General features: G+C 68.5%; 16 protein-coding genes. 13 read left to right on the top strand and 3 right to left on the bottom strand.

The genetic code is table 11. From position 1 onward, the window contains the following. Positions 1-8: 8 nt before the first annotated feature. The 7 genes from rapZ (at position 9) to ABIC28_RS20350 (ending at position 6,637) form a co-directional block, all read left to right on the top strand. Complete coding sequence (gene rapZ / locus ABIC28_RS20380; RefSeq protein WP_354580648.1) at positions 9-875, top strand: RNase adapter RapZ; 867 nt, start codon at positions 9-11, stop codon at positions 873-875. Beyond that, positions 872-1,888, top strand: a complete 1,017-nt coding sequence (locus tag ABIC28_RS20375; protein ID WP_097209872.1) for a gluconeogenesis factor YvcK family protein — start codon at positions 872-874, stop codon at positions 1,886-1,888. Before rapZ ends, ABIC28_RS20375 begins: the two co-directional genes overlap by 4 nt. Then, on the top strand, positions 1,879-2,862 hold the full coding sequence (gene whiA, locus ABIC28_RS20370) for a DNA-binding protein WhiA (RefSeq protein WP_077041526.1): 984 nt from the start codon (positions 1,879-1,881) through the stop codon (positions 2,860-2,862). Before ABIC28_RS20375 ends, whiA begins: the two co-directional genes overlap by 10 nt. 184 nt (positions 2,863-3,046) lie before the next feature. Further along, positions 3,047-4,066, top strand: coding sequence for a type I glyceraldehyde-3-phosphate dehydrogenase (gene gap / locus ABIC28_RS20365; protein ID WP_077041527.1), 1,020 nt, complete (start codon positions 3,047-3,049; stop codon positions 4,064-4,066). A gap of 6 nt (positions 4,067-4,072) precedes the next feature. After that, positions 4,073-5,284 carry a phosphoglycerate kinase gene (locus tag ABIC28_RS20360; RefSeq protein WP_097209871.1) on the top strand — a complete coding sequence of 404 codons (1,212 nt, stop codon included), beginning with the start codon at positions 4,073-4,075 and terminating at the stop codon, positions 5,282-5,284. Between the two features lie 3 nt (positions 5,285-5,287). Continuing rightward, the gene (gene tpiA, locus ABIC28_RS20355) at positions 5,288-6,073 is read left to right on the top strand and encodes a triose-phosphate isomerase (RefSeq protein ID WP_354580544.1); all 786 of its coding nucleotides are present in this window, start codon (positions 5,288-5,290) and stop codon (positions 6,071-6,073) included. A 114-nt stretch (positions 6,074-6,187) separates the two neighbouring features. Further along, positions 6,188-6,637, top strand: a complete 450-nt coding sequence (locus tag ABIC28_RS20350) for a nitroreductase family deazaflavin-dependent oxidoreductase (protein ID WP_269590057.1) — start codon at positions 6,188-6,190, stop codon at positions 6,635-6,637. A gap of 69 nt (positions 6,638-6,706) precedes the next feature. Here the strand turns inward: ABIC28_RS20350 and ABIC28_RS20345 are convergent, their stop codons facing one another. After that, positions 6,707-7,636, bottom strand: a complete 930-nt coding sequence (locus ABIC28_RS20345; RefSeq protein WP_502945052.1) for a tyrosine-protein phosphatase — start codon at positions 7,634-7,636, stop codon at positions 6,707-6,709. Positions 7,637-7,848: 212 nt separating this feature from the next. Here ABIC28_RS20345 and secG point away from each other — a divergent pair, with 212 nt between their 5' ends. The 6 genes from secG to ABIC28_RS20315 all read left to right on the top strand — a co-directional run bounded on the left by secG (position 7,849) and on the right by ABIC28_RS20315 (position 12,776). Continuing rightward, positions 7,849-8,082 carry a preprotein translocase subunit SecG gene (gene secG / locus ABIC28_RS20340; protein WP_097209867.1) on the top strand — a complete coding sequence of 78 codons (234 nt, stop codon included), beginning with the start codon at positions 7,849-7,851 and terminating at the stop codon, positions 8,080-8,082. A gap of 64 nt (positions 8,083-8,146) precedes the next feature. Further along, positions 8,147-10,963, top strand: coding sequence for a phosphoenolpyruvate carboxylase (gene ppc, locus ABIC28_RS20335; RefSeq protein WP_097209866.1), 2,817 nt, complete (start codon positions 8,147-8,149; stop codon positions 10,961-10,963). Between the two features lie 38 nt (positions 10,964-11,001). Further along, the gene (locus ABIC28_RS20330) at positions 11,002-11,667 is read left to right on the top strand and encodes an isochorismatase family protein (protein WP_354580539.1); all 666 of its coding nucleotides are present in this window, start codon (positions 11,002-11,004) and stop codon (positions 11,665-11,667) included. A gap of 4 nt (positions 11,668-11,671) precedes the next feature. After that, positions 11,672-12,184, top strand: coding sequence for a hypothetical protein (locus ABIC28_RS20325; protein ID WP_354580537.1), 513 nt, complete (start codon positions 11,672-11,674; stop codon positions 12,182-12,184). Positions 12,185-12,229: 45 nt separating this feature from the next. Next, entirely contained in the window at positions 12,230-12,505 is a 276-nt protein-coding gene (locus ABIC28_RS20320; protein WP_354580535.1) for a DUF2716 domain-containing protein, read from the top strand. After that, on the top strand, positions 12,414-12,776 hold the full coding sequence (locus ABIC28_RS20315; RefSeq protein WP_354580533.1) for a DUF2716 domain-containing protein: 363 nt from the start codon (positions 12,414-12,416) through the stop codon (positions 12,774-12,776). The genes ABIC28_RS20320 and ABIC28_RS20315 overlap by 92 nt, the downstream gene beginning before the upstream one ends. Positions 12,777-13,524: 748 nt before the next feature. Here the strand turns inward: ABIC28_RS20315 and pgl are convergent. Beyond that, complete coding sequence (gene pgl, locus ABIC28_RS20310; protein WP_354580531.1) at positions 13,525-14,274, bottom strand: 6-phosphogluconolactonase; 750 nt, start codon at positions 14,272-14,274, stop codon at positions 13,525-13,527. Continuing rightward, positions 14,267-15,175 carry a glucose-6-phosphate dehydrogenase assembly protein OpcA gene (gene opcA, locus ABIC28_RS20305; protein ID WP_097209861.1) on the bottom strand — a complete coding sequence of 303 codons (909 nt, stop codon included), beginning with the start codon at positions 15,173-15,175 and terminating at the stop codon, positions 14,267-14,269. Before opcA ends, pgl begins: the two co-directional genes overlap by 8 nt. Positions 15,176-15,186: the final 11 nt, after the last annotated feature.

Here is a 15,186-nt window from a genome sequence, read left to right as displayed (position 1 = left end):
AGTCGGACATGGAGGTGGCGTTGGTCACCGGCCTGTCCGGCGCCGGAATGAGTACCGCGGCGAACGTGCTCGAGGATCTCGGTTGGTACGTCGCGGACAACCTGCCGCCCGAACTGATCTCCCGGATGGTCGACCTCGGCCTCGAACCCGGATCGCGTATCCCCAAGCTCGCCGTCGTGATCGATGTCCGGAGTCGCCGGTTCACCGGCGACCTCGTCTCGGTCATCAAAGAGGTGGAATCGAAGGCGACGCGGACCCGGGTGCTGTTCCTGGAGGCGACCGATCAGGTGCTGGTCCGACGGTTCGAGCAGGTCCGGCGCAGCCACCCGCTGCAGCAGGACGGCGTCGACGGCACCCTGATCGAGGGGATCGAGGCCGAACGGGTGCAGCTCGCGCCGGTCAAGGCCGACGCGGACCTGGTGATCGACACCTCGTCGCTGTCGGTGCACGAGCTGCGGCAGAAGATCGAGTCCGCGTTCGGCGGCGAGACGACCGGGGCGATCGCGATCACCGTGCAGTCCTTCGGTTTCAAATACGGGCTGCCGATGGATGCTGATCTCGTGTGCGACGTGCGGTTCCTGCCGAATCCGCACTGGATTCCGGAACTGCGCGAACACACCGGGCGGGATGCGGCGGTGAGCGACTACGTCCTCTCTCAGGACGGCGCAAGGGACTACCTGGACACCTACCGGCATTTGTTGGAGTTGACGACCAACGGATACCGTCGGGAAGGCAAGCGTTACATGACAATTGCGGTGGGGTGCACCGGCGGGAAGCATCGGAGTGTGGCAATGACTGAGGCCCTTGCGGGCATGTTGGAGCAGGAGCAGGGTGTGACCGTCAAGGTCGTGCACCGGGACCTGGGGCGCGAATGACGTCCGACTCCTTCGCGGAGGTTCCCGCCGGCCCCACGATCGTTGCCCTCGGCGGCGGTCACGGTCTCTACGCCACCCTCGGTGCAGCGAGGCGAGTGAGCTCCGACGTCACCGCGGTCGTGACGGTCGCAGACGACGGCGGCTCCTCGGGTCGGCTGCGGTCCGAACTCGGCGTGATCCCGCCCGGCGACCTTCGGATGGCGCTGGCAGCTTTGGCGGCGGACACACCCGAGGTGCGGACCTGGACGGCGACGCTGCAGCACCGCTTCGGCGGCACCGGCGCGCTCGCGGGTCACTCGGTCGGCAACCTCATCCTGGCCGGGCTCAGCGAGGTGATGGGCGGCACCGTCGCCGCCCTCGACGAGATGGGCCGGGTGCTCGGCATCCACGGTCGCGTGCTGCCGATGTCGCCGATCGCGCTCGACATCGAGGCCGACGTGGTGGGTCTGGAGAGCGACCCGCGGGTCAGTCGGTGCATCCGCGGGCAGGTGGCCGTCGCCACCACTCCGGGGAAGGTGCGCCGTGTGCGGTTGCTGCCGCCGGATCCACCTGCCTGCCCCGAGTCGGTCGCCGCCATCGAGCGGGCCGACCTGGTGCTGCTCGGTCCCGGCTCCTGGTTCTCCAGTGTCATCCCGCACGTGCTGGTGCCCGAGCTGGTGCAGGCCCTGATGGAGACCAGGGCGCGCAAGACGCTGATCCTGAACCTGGTGGCCGAGCCGGGCGAGACGACGGGGTTCTCGGCGGAGCGCCATCTGCACGTACTGTCCCAGCATGCGCCCGAGCTGACGGTCGACGACATCATCGTCGACTCGGCGTCGGTGCCGGAGGGCAGCGAGCGCGACTATCTTCACCGGGCCGCCCAGCTCCTGGGGGCCGAACTGACCTACGCCGACGTTGCGGACAACGGCGGTGCGACACACCACGCGGGCAAGCTCGCCGCGGTCCTCGACCGCCTCGCGGTGCCGAAGGAACGCCAGACAACCCCCGGAAGGGAGACCACTTCGTGGCAATGACAGCGGAGGTCAAGGACGAGCTGAGCCGGCTTGCGGTGACCCAGGTCTCCGCCCGCAAGGCCGAGGTCTCGTCCCTGCTTCGGTTCGCGGGCGGGCTGCACATCGTCGGTGGGCGCGTGGTGGTCGAGGCGGAGGTGGACCTCGGCAACACCGCGCGCCGGCTCCGCCGCGAGATCTTCGACCTGTACGGCTACTCCTCCGACGTGCACGTGCTCGGCGCGGGCGGGCTGCGCAAGAGCTCCCGCTACATCGTGCGGGTGGCCAAGGAGGGCGAGGCCCTCGCCCGCCAGACGGGTCTGCTGGACCTGCGTGGCCGTCCGGTGCGTGGGCTGCCCGCCCAGGTCGTCGGCGGCAGCGTCGTCGATTCGGAGGCGGCGTGGCGGGGTGCGTTCCTCGCGCACGGCTCGCTGACCGAGCCCGGTCGTTCCTCGGCACTGGAGATCAGCTGCCCTGGCCCGGAGGCGGCGCTCGCACTGGTCGGCGCGGCTCGCAGGCTCGGTGTGGCGGCCAAGGCCAGGGAGGTCCGCGGCACGGATCGGGTCGTGGTGCGCGACGGCGAGGCGATCGGCGCGCTGCTCACCCGGATGGGCGCCCAGGACACGAGGCTGACCTGGGAGGAGCGCCGGATGCGCCGGGAGGTCCGGGCAACGGCGAACCGGCTGGCGAACTTCGACGATGCGAACCTGCGGCGGTCGGCGCGGGCCGCGGTCGCCGCGGCGGCGCGGGTCGAGAGGGCCCTGGAGATCCTCGGCGACGACGTGCCCGATCATCTCGCCGCCGCGGGCAGCCTGCGGGTGCAGCACCGGCAAGCCTCGCTGGAGGAGCTCGGCCAGCTGGCCGATCCGCCGATGACGAAGGACGCGGTCGCGGGCCGGATCCGTCGCCTGCTGTCGATGGCGGACCGCAAGGCGAAGGACACGGGGATCCCGGACACGGAGTCCGCGGTGACCGCCGACCTGCTGGACGAGGCGTAGCGCAGCGGAGCCGACCATCGGCACCGAGGCGTAGCGCGGCGGAGCCGGCCGTGTATTGAGCCTCACCTCGGGTGCAGTGGGTGATCCATCCCACTGGGCCACCTGTCTTTGCGTCCCGCGCGGAGCACTAGTGTGGGGCACACATCTGATCGATGAACACTGAGAATGGTCAAAGGAGCGAATTGTGACTGTCCGGGTAGGCGTGAACGGCTTCGGTCGTATCGGACGTAACTTCTTCAGGGCGGTCGATGCGCAGAAGGCGCTCGGCACCACCGACATCGAGATCGTGGCGGTCAACGACCTGACCGACAACGCGACCCTCGCCCACCTGCTCAAGTACGACTCGATCCTGGGCCGTCTGCCGTACGACGTCTCCCTCGACGGCGACGACACCATCGTCGTCGGCGACCAGCGGATCAAGGCGCTTGCGCACCGCGGCCCGCTGGACGAGCTGCCCTGGGGCGACCTGGGCGTCGACGTGGTCGTCGAGTCCACCGGCATCTTCACCGATGCGGCCAAGGCCAAGGGTCACCTCGAGGCCGGCGCCAAGAAGGTCATCATCTCCGCGCCCGCCAAGGGCGAGGACATCACCATCGTGATGGGCGTCAACGACGACAAGTACGACGGCAGCCAGAACATCATCTCCAACGCCTCGTGCACCACCAACTGCCTCGGCCCGATCGCCAAGGTCCTCGATGACGAGTTCGGCATCGTCAAGGGCCTGATGACGACGATCCACGCGTACACCCAGGACCAGAACCTGCAGGACGCCCCGCACAGCGACCTGCGTCGCGCCCGCGCGGCCGCCCTGAACATCGTTCCCACCGGCACCGGTGCGGCCAAGGCCATCGGCCTGGTCCTCCCGCAGCTGCTCGGCAAGCTCGACGGCTACGCGCTGCGGGTGCCGATCCCCACCGGCTCGGTCACCGACCTCACCGCGAACCTGCGCAAGTCGGCCACCGCCGACGAGATCAACGCCGCGATGAAGGCCGCCGCCGAGGGCCCCCTCAAGGGCATCCTCAAGTACACCGACGCGCCGATCGTGTCCTCGGACATCGTCACCGACCCGCACTCGTCGATCTTCGACTCGGGCCTGACCAAGGTGATCGACGACCAGGTCAAGATCGTCTCCTGGTACGACAACGAGTGGGGCTACTCCAACCGTCTGGCGGACCTCATCGGTCTCGTCGCGAAGTCCCTGTAGATCCACGTGGCTGTTCAGACACTGAAGGATCTGCTGGACGCCGGGGTCGCGGGCCGCACCGTGCTGGTGCGCTCGGACCTCAACGTCCCGCTGGACAACGGCACGATCACCGACCCGGGCCGCATCATCGCGTCCGCACCGACGATCCGCACGCTGGCCGAGGCAGGCGCCAAGGTCATCGTGATGGCGCACCTGGGCCGCCCCAAGGGCGAGCCCGACGCGGCGCTGTCGCTGGCACCGGTCGCGGCCCGGCTCGGCGAGGAGCTCGGACGCAACGTGCAGCTGGCAGGCGATGTCGTCGGACAGGATGCGCTGGCCCGTTCCGAGGGACTCACCGACGGCGACGTGCTCCTGCTGGAGAACATCCGCTTCGATCCCCGTGAAACCAGCAAGGACGACGCCGAGCGGGAATCCCTCGCCAAGGCGCTCGTGGAGCTGGTCGACGGCGACGGCGCGTTCGTCTCCGACGGATTCGGTGTGGTGCACCGCAAGCAGGCGTCGGTTTACGACGTGGCGAAGCTGCTGCCGCACTACGCGGGCGCCCTGGTCGCGACCGAGGTCGAGGTGCTGCAGAAGCTGACCGAGGACTCCGAGCGGCCTTACGCGGTGGTGCTCGGCGGCTCGAAGGTCTCCGACAAGCTGGCCGTGATCGAGGCGTTGGCCACCAAGGCCGACACCCTGGTCATCGGCGGCGGCATGTTCTACACCTTCCTCGCCGCGCAGGGGGTGTCCGTCGGTAACTCGCTGTGCGAGGAGTCGATGATCGACACCTGCAAGTCGCTGCTCGAGCGGTACGCCGACGTCATCCACATCCCGCAGGACGTGGTGATCGCCGACTCGTTCTCCGCCGACGCGGAGTCGAAGACGGTGTCGGTGCTCGAGATCCCGGACGGCTGGATGGGCCTGGACATCGGACCGGAGTCGGTGGAGCGCTTCGCGGCGATCCTGTCCGGCGCCAAGACGGTGTTCTGGAACGGGCCGATGGGCGTGTTCGAGTTCGAGAAGTTCTCGGCCGGCACCAAGGGTGTCGCCGAGGCGATCATCGGGGCCACCGGCAAGGGCGCGTTCAGCGTCGTCGGCGGCGGCGATTCCGCGGCCGCGGTGCGGCTGCTCGGCCTGCCCGAGGACGGCTTCTCGCACATCTCGACCGGCGGCGGCGCCTCCCTGGAGTACCTCGAGGGCAAGGCCCTTCCCGGCATCGAAGCGCTGGAGGGCTGAGCGATGGCACGTAAGCCGCTCATCGCGGGCAACTGGAAGATGAACCTCAACCACTTCGAGGCCATCGCCCTGGTGCAGAAGATCGCGTTCTCGCTGCCCGCGAAGTACTTCGACAAGGTCGACGTGACGGTGATCCCGCCGTTCACGGACATCCGCAGCGTGCAGACGCTGGTCGAGGGCGACAAGCTCCTGCTCACCTACGGTGCGCAGGATGTCTCCGCTCACGATTCCGGCGCCTACACCGGCGAGATCAGCGGTGCCATGCTGGCCAAGCTGGGCTGCACCTTCGCGGTGGTGGGCCACTCGGAGCGTCGCACCCTGCACGGGGAGTCGAACGAGACGGTGCTCGCCAAGACCAAGGCGGCGCTGAAGAACGGCCTGACCCCCATCGTGTGCATCGGTGAGGGTCTGGAGATCCGCGAGGCAGGCAATCAGGTGGAGTACAACCTGGAGCAGCTGCGTGGATCCCTCTCCGGCCTGTCCGCGGACGAGATCGCCAAGGTCGTCGTCGCATACGAGCCGGTGTGGGCCATCGGCACCGGCCGGGTGGCGACTCCGGCGGATGCGCAGGAGGTCTGCAAGGCGGTTCGCGGCGAGCTCGTGACGCTGGCGTCGGCGGAGGTCGCGGCGGGCGTTCGCGTCCTCTACGGCGGCTCGGTGAACGCGAAGAACGTCGGCGAGATCGTCGGCCAGTCGGACGTGGACGGTGCCCTCGTCGGCGGCGCCTCGCTCAAGGCTGACGAGTTCGCGACGCTCTCGGCGATCGCTGCGGGCGGTCCGCTGCCGTGATCTGACGGTCGCAGAACGAACGCCGGTGGGCGCGTGGTCTTCGGATCGCGCGCCCATCGGCGTTTTATGTGTCGAGAGGTAACATGTAGTTGTCGTCGACTAGAGGAGCGTCCGGTGAAGTTCGAGGAGATCCCCGCGGTCAAGAAGATCGGGGTCCAGGTGTTGAAGGCGCATCAGTGGGTCTACGAGCGCACGAACGGCCGGATCGGCCACCGGATCCTCGGGGTGCCGTGCCTGCTGCTGGACACCGTCGGCGCGAAGACCGGGCAGGCGCGGGTCAACAGCCTCACCTATGTGCAGGACGGTCGGGACTACGTGGTGGTGGCCTCCAACGGCGGCGCACCGCGATCGCCCGGCTGGTACTTCAACCTGCGGGCACGTCCGGACGCCTCGGTCCGGGTCGGCACCACCACCGTGCCGGTCACCGCCCGCCTGATCGGGCCGGAGGACGCGGACTACGCGCGGCTGTTCGCGGCGGCCGACGCGAACAACGGCGGCCGCTACAGCGGCTACCAGCGGCACACCGACCGCCCGATCCCGCTGGTCGTGCTCACCCCGCGGTAGCGGAACGCGGAACGCCGGTGGGCGCGTGGCTTCGGGCCGCGCGCCCACCGGCGTTTCGCGAGGGTCACATCAGCGGAGCAGCTTGGCCTTCAGCTTGCCGATGGTGGCCTGATCCAGGCCGAGGCCGTCGGTCAGGTACTTGTCGACGGTGCCGTAATCCGCCTTGACCTGGTCCAGGCCGGCCTGCAGGAAGCTCGACTCGACGGTGACCAGTGGGATGAAGTTGACGTATGCGTCACCGAATGCGCGCTTGAGGCCCTCGGTGTTCTTGGCGATCGAGTCCTTGGCGTACTCGTTGGTCAGCAGGTAGTCGTCCATGATCGTCTGGCTCGACACGCCCGCGATGCTGAGCAGCAGGGCCGAGGTCCAGCCGGTGCGGTCCTTGCCCGCGGTGCAGTGGAAGACCTGGCCGCCGTCGGTGTTCGCCATGTCGGTGAGGAGTTCGTTGAACTTCGACCGCTCGACCGAACCAGTGACGAAGGCGCGGTTCATGTCCTGCATCATCTTCCGGGCGTCCTCGGGGGACTTGATCTTCCCGAGCATCTCGTTGATGTTGCCGGAGAGGATCGGGATGCGCTTGTAGGTGACGCCTGCGGGCAGCACGTCCTGCTTCTGGGCGACCTCGTCGTCGGCGCGGAGGTCGTAGACGGTGGAGAGCTTCAGTCCGGTCAGCGTCGCCATGTCGGCGTCGTTCGGGACGATCGCGTTGGCGCGGTAGAACACGCCCTTGTTGACGTTCTTGCCGTGCGCTCCCGCGTACCCGGCTCCGGTGCCTGCGACATCGCGGAAGTTGTCGATGCTGGCGAGCCGCGGTGCGTCCGGCGCGGTCTGGCCGGCGCCGACGCTACCGAGGCCGGCGGACCCGGAGTTGAGCAGTTCGGCGAGCGCCGGGGGAAGGATCGGGTCGGCCTGCGCGAGCCCGGCGCCGCTGAAACCGGCGAGCAGCACTCCGCTCGTCACCAGCAGAGATCCCGCGATCCTGGAACCGTGTCGAGACATGAAGAACCTTCCGGTCGGATTTGTGGTCTGTCGGGAGGCGAAGGTAGTCACGTGGGCGCTCCGCTGTCTCGAATGACGGCCGTTCCTCCCGCTCAGCGGTCACAATTCGTGTTGGACGGCTCACAATCCGGTCCGATACGAGTCCATGGCGGGCCGAACGGTAGGCTTGGGCGACTTGTGGCCGTATCCGTCAGCGAAGGCGTGGAGAATACATGGAACTGTTCCTGGACATCCTGCTGGTGATCACCAGCCTGCTGCTGATCCTGCTGGTGCTGCTGCACCGTGGTAAGGGCGGCGGCCTGTCCAGCCTGTTCGGCGGCGGCGTGCAGTCCAGCCTGTCCGGTTCCACGGTCGTCGAGAAGAACCTCGACCGGCTCACCGTGTTCACGGCCATCATCTGGCTGATCGCGATCCTCGGCATCGGTCTCCAGATCAAGTACAGCTGACGACACCACCGCATCTGGGCGTCCTGATCCTGCCGGGACGGGGCTGAGCACCGATACTGGTTCCATGAACCCGTTGCCCGTGCACGAGGGTCCGCGTCCCCACCACCCGGCCGAGCCTCCGCGGGAGGCCACCGAACCGCTGCGCGAGGACATCCGGCTGCTCGGCGGGATTCTCGGCGAGATCATCCGCGAGCAGGCGGGCGACGAGGTCTTCGAGCTGGTCGAGCGCGCCCGGGTCGAGTCGTTCCGGGTGCGCCGATCGGAGATCGATCGCGCCGAACTGGCCGCCCTGTTCTCGAGCGTCGATGTCGGCGTCGCGATCCCGGTCATCCGCGCCTTCAGCCACTTCGCCCTCCTGGCGAACCTCGCGGAAGACCTGCACCGCGAGCGGCGCCGGGCGGTCCACGTCCGGGCGGGCGAGCCGCCGCAGGACAGCAGCCTCGCCGCGACATACCGGAAACTCGATGCGGCGCAACTCGATCCGGCGACCGTGTCCCATGAGCTCGAGGGCGCGTCGGTGGTGCCGGTGATCACCGCGCACCCGACAGAGACCCGCCGCCGGACGGTCTTCGAAACCCAGCACCGGATCACCGAGCTGATGCGATTCCGCGAGCGCACGGAGCTGGACCCGGGCGAACTGGCGGGAGTCGACCGCGACCTGCACCGGCAGATCCTCACCCTGTGGCAGACGGCCCTGATCCGGCTCTCGCGGTTGCGGATCCAGGACGAGATCGAAGTGGGTCTGCGGTACTACGACGCGGCCCTGTTCGAGGTGGTTCCGAAAATCAATGCCCAGCTGCGCGCGGAACTCCGGCGACGGTGGCCGGAGGCGAACCTACTGGCCGAGCCGATGCTCACCCTCGGATCCTGGATCGGCGGCGACCGCGACGGGAATCCCTTCGTGACGGCGGACGTGGTGCGCCGGGCGACCCGGCGGGCCGCGGCCACCGCGCTCGAACACCATCTCGGTGAGCTCGAGCTGCTCGAGCGGGAACTGTCCATGTCGGATCGGCTCGTCGACTCCTCGGCGGCGCTGCGGGCCCTCGCGGACGCGTCGGGCGACGACTCGCCGTTCCGGTCGGACGAGTCGTATCGGCGTGCGCTGCGCGGGATCCGGGGGCGGCTCACGGCGACCGCGGTCCGCATCCTCGGCGGGGCCGAGGTCGCGCTGTCGAGGTCGGCCCTTCATCAGCCGGGCCTGGAGCCGTTCGGCACGGCGGCGGAACTGCTCACCGAGCTCGACGTGATGGACGCCTCGCTGCGCGGGCACGGCGACGAACTGGTAGCCGAGGACCGGCTCGCGACGATGCGTGAGTCGGTGCAGGCGTTCGGATTCCACCTGTCCGGACTGGACATGCGGCAGAACTCGGAGGTGCACGAGCAGGTGATCGCGGAGCTGTTCGCATGGGCGGGTGTGCATCCGGACTACCCGTCGCTGTCCGAGCAGGAGCGGGTCGCGTTGTTGACGGCCGAGCTCGGGATGCGGCGGCCGCTGGTGGGTCCCGGGGCCCGGTTCGGCGAGTTGACCACCTCCGAACTGGCGATCCTGGCGGCGGGGGCGGAGGCCGTCAAGAGCATCGGGGCGGGGTCGATCCCGAACTACATCATCAGCATGTGCACCTCCGTCAGCGACATGCTGGAGGCGGCGGTGCTGCTCAAGGAGGTCGGCCTGCTCGATCCGGGGGCGAACGGGTCCGCGCCGTCGTGCCCGGTCGGGATCGTCCCGCTGTTCGAGACCATCGAGGACTTGCAGGGCGGGGCGGCGACGCTGACCGCGGTGCTGGATGTGCCGGTGTACCGCGCGTTGCTGACCGCCCGCGGCGGTCGGCAGGAGGTGATGTTGGGGTACTCGGACTCGAACAAGGACGGCGGGTACCTCGCGGCGAACTGGGCGCTGTACCGGGCCGAGCTCGACCTGGTGGACGCGACGCGGTCGGCGGGAATTCGGCTGCGGCTCTTCCACGGTCGTGGCGGCACCGTCGGGCGTGGTGGGGGACCGAGCTACGAGGCGATCCTCGCGCAGCCGCCGGGCGCGGTGGCGGGGTCGCTCCGCATCACCGAGCAGGGCGAGGTGATCGCCGCGAAGTACGCCGAACCCCGACTGGCGCACCGCAATCTGGAAACCCTGCTCGCGGCGACGCTCGAGTCCACGCTGCTGGATGTGGAGGGGCTCGGCACGGACGCGGAACCGGCGTACGCGGTGCTCGACGAGCTGGCCGCGGCGGCCCGGGTCGCGTACAGCGACCTGGTGCACGACACACCCGGGTTCGTGGAGTACTTCACCACCTCGACGCCGGTCGCCGAGATCGGCGCGCTGAACATCGGCAGTCGGCCGGCCTCGCGGAAGGCCACCAAGTCGATCGCGGACCTGCGGGCGATCCCGTGGGTGTTGTCCTGGAGCCAGTCCCGCGTGATGCTGCCGGGCTGGTACGGCACGGGGACGGCATTCGAGGAGTGGGTCGGCGGCGATCCGGCGCGCCTGGCGAGGCTCACGGAGTTGTACGGGCGGTGGCCGTTCTTCCGTACGGTGCTCTCGAACATGGCGATGGTCATGTCGAAGTCGGACATGGGCCTGGCGGCGCGCTACGCGGAGCTGGTGCCGGATGTGGCGTTGCGGGAGAGGGTGTTCGGCAAGATCACCGCCGAGCACGCGCGGACGATAGCGATGTACAAGGCGATCACCGGCAACGACGACCTGCTCGCCGACAACCCGGGACTGCGGAGGTCGGTGCACAACCGGTTCCCGTACCTCGAGCCGCTGAACCATCTGCAGGTGGAGCTGCTGCGTCGGTATCGTTCCGGCGACGACAGCGATCTGGTGCGGCGCGGAATCCAGCTGACGATGAACGGCCTGGCCACGGCGCTGCGCAACAGCGGGTAGCGGATCGACGTTCGGGCGAGGGAGGGGACGATCCGCCGATGGCGACCTTTGACGTGACGGTCGAGGACTACGATTCGCGCGATCTGCTCGCGATGCCCGCAGGTCCGGGGTGGACGCCTGACGTCGAGCGGTCGGCGCTGCTCGTCCACGACCTCCAGCCGTACTACGCGGATGTGCTTGCGAGCGGGGTTCGTTCGAGAGTGGTCGCCGAGACGTCCAGGTTGGTGAACTGGGCCGCAGACCGGGGAGTCCCCGTGATCGGGAGCGCCCCTCGCGCGGCCACCGAGCCGAGGCAGCGCGGCCTGCTCGGGGAACTGTGGGGGATGGGCCCGACGGAGTGCCAATCGGCCGAGACGGCGATCGACTCGCTCGCATCGGGAGTGACGTGGGTGCGCAAGCGCAGCTACAGCGCCTTCTTCGCGACCGATCTCGCCGAGGAGCTGCGCCGCACCGGCCGTGACCAGTTGGTCGTCGCGGGCGTCTTCGCGTCGGCGGGCATCCTCGCGACGACCTTTGATGCATTCGCGCGAGACGTGCAGTGCTTCGTCGCCGTCGAGGCGACCGCCGACCATACGAAGGACAGACACGCGACAGCGCTCGGCCTCATCGCGGAGCTCACCGGCCGGGTGGTTCCGGTTGGCGAGATCATCGACGCAATGCCGAGCGGCGCTCAGAGTGTCGAGCATCGAACCGACATAGTGTGACGCAATGGCTGAACCGGCGAACAGAACCGTCCTGCTGAAAGCAAGAGGCGGCTGGCAACGTCGCGACAGCGTCCAGGTGATCTGGGTTGCGTTGCTGCCGTTGATGCTTCTCGGTGTGTCGTTACTGGGCGCCTTCGTCGAGGACAATCGCGGAACGTGGGTCGGCGATGTGCTGGCGATGTGGAATCTCGTCGGCATATTCGGTCTGGTGGTGTTCATTCCGTTGGTCGTGGTCTCGCTGTTCGGGGCAGGGGTACTGCCATCGAAGTTCCACCTCGGTCGCTGGCTGTCTTCGCTCGGGAGCTCGGCGATGATGCTCATAGCCGGTGCGCTTGTCGTCGGCGCAATCGCCGATCTGACCACTCCACCCGAACATCGCGACCCGAACAGTTGGGCAGGACCGCTGTCGCTTCTCGGAACAGCGCTGTTTGTCGTCCCCTACCTTGTGATGGTTGCGGCAAACATGATTGTGATCGTGTGCCTCTGGAAGCGTCCTGCGCTGGTTCGGGCAGGCTAGAACGGTGTTTCTCGCCGTCGCCCTGTCGATCACGGACGGACCCGTATGAGATACACGCTCGACTTCGGCAATCCACTACCGCCGGGATGGGCCGAACTGACCGAGGACGACCGGCAAAGGCATTGGACCGCCTTCACCGACAGGGTCGTCGGTTTCCGCCCGGGCGTGTCGCCCGAGTCGTGGCCGGCGGTCGCCGAGCCGACGCCTTCGGTGACCTTCGATCTCACCAATGCCGGTGGTACCCCGGCATCGTGGTCCGCCCGATTCGACGCGGTCAATGCCGAGGCCTTGCGATGTTTTCGTCACCGAGTTCGCCGATGACCCGACGTTCGTTGTCCTCGATTGGCAGCATCCCGGTTACTCGTTCGACGCCGGCACCCATGCAGCGACACCAGACGCCGAGTGGCGAGTGCCCGTCTACCCGAATGGTGACTACTACATCTTCGCGCGAGAAGGGTTCGCCGAGGGTACGTTCGGGCACCCCTGGGAGCAGACGTTGTGTGTGTTCGGCGAACGCCTGGTCGCCACACTCGGCCGCACCTTGGCGACCTGGCTACCCCAGAAGCGCATCAACGGTCAGCAGTGCCAATGAGATGACCTGCCCCGGGGCGTGGTGCTCGAGACTCGGCCGCAGCACTCGCAGTGTCAGCTGTCGTGTTGCTGGAGGCGCGTGGCCCGATACCGGTAGCCATCCTGATCGATCACCTGTTCCCACTCGAGTGAGACGGTCGCCCCGACAGTCAACGTGCGGAACCCCTCGCCGACAATGCTGCTGTAGAAGGCCCAGCAACCACCCGGTGTCTGTGCGGAGTCCTATGACTCCCCACCCCTCCTCGGCGTTCCACGTCTGCACCGTGCCGGTCGTCTGGCCGGTACGAGTCATCGCGTGGTCTGGTACCGGCCGGGTGTCTCCTGTGCCCTGGTCGGAGGCAGAAATGGGGACAAGCGCGACCACTGCCACCCCTGATACCACCGCGGCCGCGGCTAGCAGGAGCTCGCGCAGCTTCCGACCGATCACAGAGAAGGACTCCAATCCGGTGTGGCAGATGCGGACGTACGCAGTCCAACTCCGTAGCCGACCTAATGGTGGAACCGCTGCGCACGTTCTCGCGTCAAACTCCCCAACGGTCGCAAAAGGCCGAGGAGGGAGTCCCGCGATGACCGACTGCTCAGGAGCGCAGGCAGCATGGCGTGGGGGAATCGACAAGCGGTCACGTAACCGCCCCGCGATCCGCAGCGGCTGCCGATCGGCGGCCGCGCCGCGCGAGGTATGGGGTGCCCCCGAAGTGCATCCGGTCCGTCCTCCCGTCGTGGAGGACGAACCGGATGAGAGCTGAGCGTCAGCTCGCGGGCAGGTTTGCCGCTGCGGCCTTGTCGAGCATCCAGATGGTCGACTCGGAGCCGATGGCACCGGCCGACGGGATGTCCACGGGGCGGGCGCCGGTCAGCGCCGCGCTCACGGCCTCGGCCTTGTCCGCGCCCGCGACCAGCAGCCACACGCGCTTGGCCCGCCGCACGGCCGGAAGCGTCAGGGTGACCCGCTGCGCTGGCGGCTTGGGGGAGTCGGTGACCCCCACGACGAACCGCTTGTCCTCGCGGACGGCATCGGTGTCCGGGAACAGCGAGTTGATGTGGCCCTCGCCGCCCATGCCGAGCAGGTGGACGTCGAACTCGGGGATCGAGTTCGACCCGGCGTGCGCGCTGAGCAGGTGGCTGTAGGCGACGGCCGCGGCATCGGGGTCGCCCGCGTACAGCCCGTCGCCGTAGGGCATCGGATGCAGGCGGGCAGGCGTCACCGGCATGTGGTCGAGCAGCGCCTCGTGCGCCTGGACCTCGTTGCGGTCCGGATCTCCCCGGGGCAGGAATCGTTCATCGCCCCAGTAGAAGTCGACCTTGGACCAGTCGACGGCGCCCGGATTCTCCCGGACCTTGCGCAGCAGCCCGATCCCGTTCCCGCCGCCGGTGAGCACCACCGCGGCCTCGCCGCGCTCGGCCTGCGCGGCGACTATCACGTCGACGAACTGGGCGGCCGCGGCCGTCACCAGCTCATCGGAGTCGGCGTAGGTCTGCACGCTCACGTTGTCACTCATAGTTCACCTTCGTCAGCCCGGAGAGCGCCGCGTGGTAGATCTCGTCCGGGTCGAGGCGGCGCAGCTCCTCGGCCAGGCAGTCGCGGGTCTCTCGACGAGCAAGCGAGACAAGTGAATCCGGTGCCCCGAGTCGGCTCAGGGTCGCGGTCTTGCCGGTCTGCGGCCTGCTGAGCGTCACCGACCCGGTCTCGCGCTCCAGGACGACCCTCAGCTCGCCCGCCACCCGTCGGACCGGCCCGTCGATGCGGCTGGCCAGCCACCCGGCGATCATGTCGACGGCGGGTTCCTCGGCGAGGCCGGACACCGTCGCGGAGACGATCCGCTCGTACGGCGGCTGATCGAGCGCGGAGGTGAGCAGCGCCCGCCAGTAGGTGATGCGACTCCACGCGAGGTCGGTGTCGCCGGCGGTGTACGACTGCAGCCGCGACTTGATGGTGGCCAGCGGGTCCCGCGCCCCGGTCGCATCCGTGATGCGGCGGATCGCCAACCGCCCCACCGGATCCAGCGCGGGGAACGGCGGGCTCTTGTCGGGCCACCACGCCACCACCGGGGTGTCGGGGAGCAGGAAGGGCACGACGACGCTGCTCTCGTGGTCGGCGAGCTCACCGTGGAGCCGCAGCACCACGACCTCCGACGCGCCCGCGTCGCCGCCGACCCGGATCTGCGCGTCGAGCCGCGTCTCGGCCGACCGGTCGCCGCGCGCGACCACGATCACCCGACACGGATGCTCGCGACTCGCCTCGTTGGCCGCGTCGATGACGTCCTCGGCGTTCTCGCTGTCCAGGGTGCAGACGACGAGCGTCAGCACCCGACCGAGGGTCACCGCACCGCCGGTCTCGCGGACCTCGACGAGCTTCTTGTTGATCTTCTCGGTGGTCGTCGAGGGGATGTCGATGATCACTGGAGCGCCTC

The sequence above is a fragment of the Rhodococcus sp. PvR044 genome (genome assembly GCF_040548995.1).
GTDB lineage: Bacteria > Actinomycetota > Actinomycetes > Mycobacteriales > Mycobacteriaceae > Rhodococcus_G > Rhodococcus_G oryzae.
The sequence above is the reverse complement of the archived record's forward strand: the minus strand, read 5'-3'. Positions and strand labels throughout refer to the sequence as shown.

Excerpts from the sequence above, each read along its gene's own strand:
- ABIC28_RS20345 (WP_502945052.1), bottom strand. The coding sequence starts at position 7,636 with ATGTCTCGACACGGTTCCAGGATCGCGGGATCTCTGCTGGTGACGAGC.
- ppc (WP_097209866.1), top strand. The coding sequence starts at position 8,147 with ATGAACCCGTTGCCCGTGCACGAGGGTCCGCGTCCCCACCACCCGGCC.
- ABIC28_RS20330 (WP_354580539.1), top strand. The coding sequence starts at position 11,002 with ATGGCGACCTTTGACGTGACGGTCGAGGACTACGATTCGCGCGATCTG.
- rapZ (WP_354580648.1), top strand. The coding sequence starts at position 9 with ATGGAGGTGGCGTTGGTCACCGGCCTGTCCGGCGCCGGAATGAGTACC.
- pgl (WP_354580531.1), bottom strand. The coding sequence starts at position 14,274 with ATGAGTGACAACGTGAGCGTGCAGACCTACGCCGACTCCGATGAGCTG.
- ABIC28_RS20320 (WP_354580535.1), top strand. The coding sequence starts at position 12,230 with ATGAGATACACGCTCGACTTCGGCAATCCACTACCGCCGGGATGGGCC.
- ABIC28_RS20315 (WP_354580533.1), top strand. The coding sequence starts at position 12,414 with ATGCCGGTGGTACCCCGGCATCGTGGTCCGCCCGATTCGACGCGGTCA.
- secG (WP_097209867.1), top strand. The coding sequence starts at position 7,849 with ATGGAACTGTTCCTGGACATCCTGCTGGTGATCACCAGCCTGCTGCTG.
- tpiA (WP_354580544.1), top strand. The coding sequence starts at position 5,288 with ATGGCACGTAAGCCGCTCATCGCGGGCAACTGGAAGATGAACCTCAAC.
- ABIC28_RS20325 (WP_354580537.1), top strand. The coding sequence starts at position 11,672 with ATGGCTGAACCGGCGAACAGAACCGTCCTGCTGAAAGCAAGAGGCGGC.
- ABIC28_RS20375 (WP_097209872.1), top strand. The coding sequence starts at position 872 with ATGACGTCCGACTCCTTCGCGGAGGTTCCCGCCGGCCCCACGATCGTT.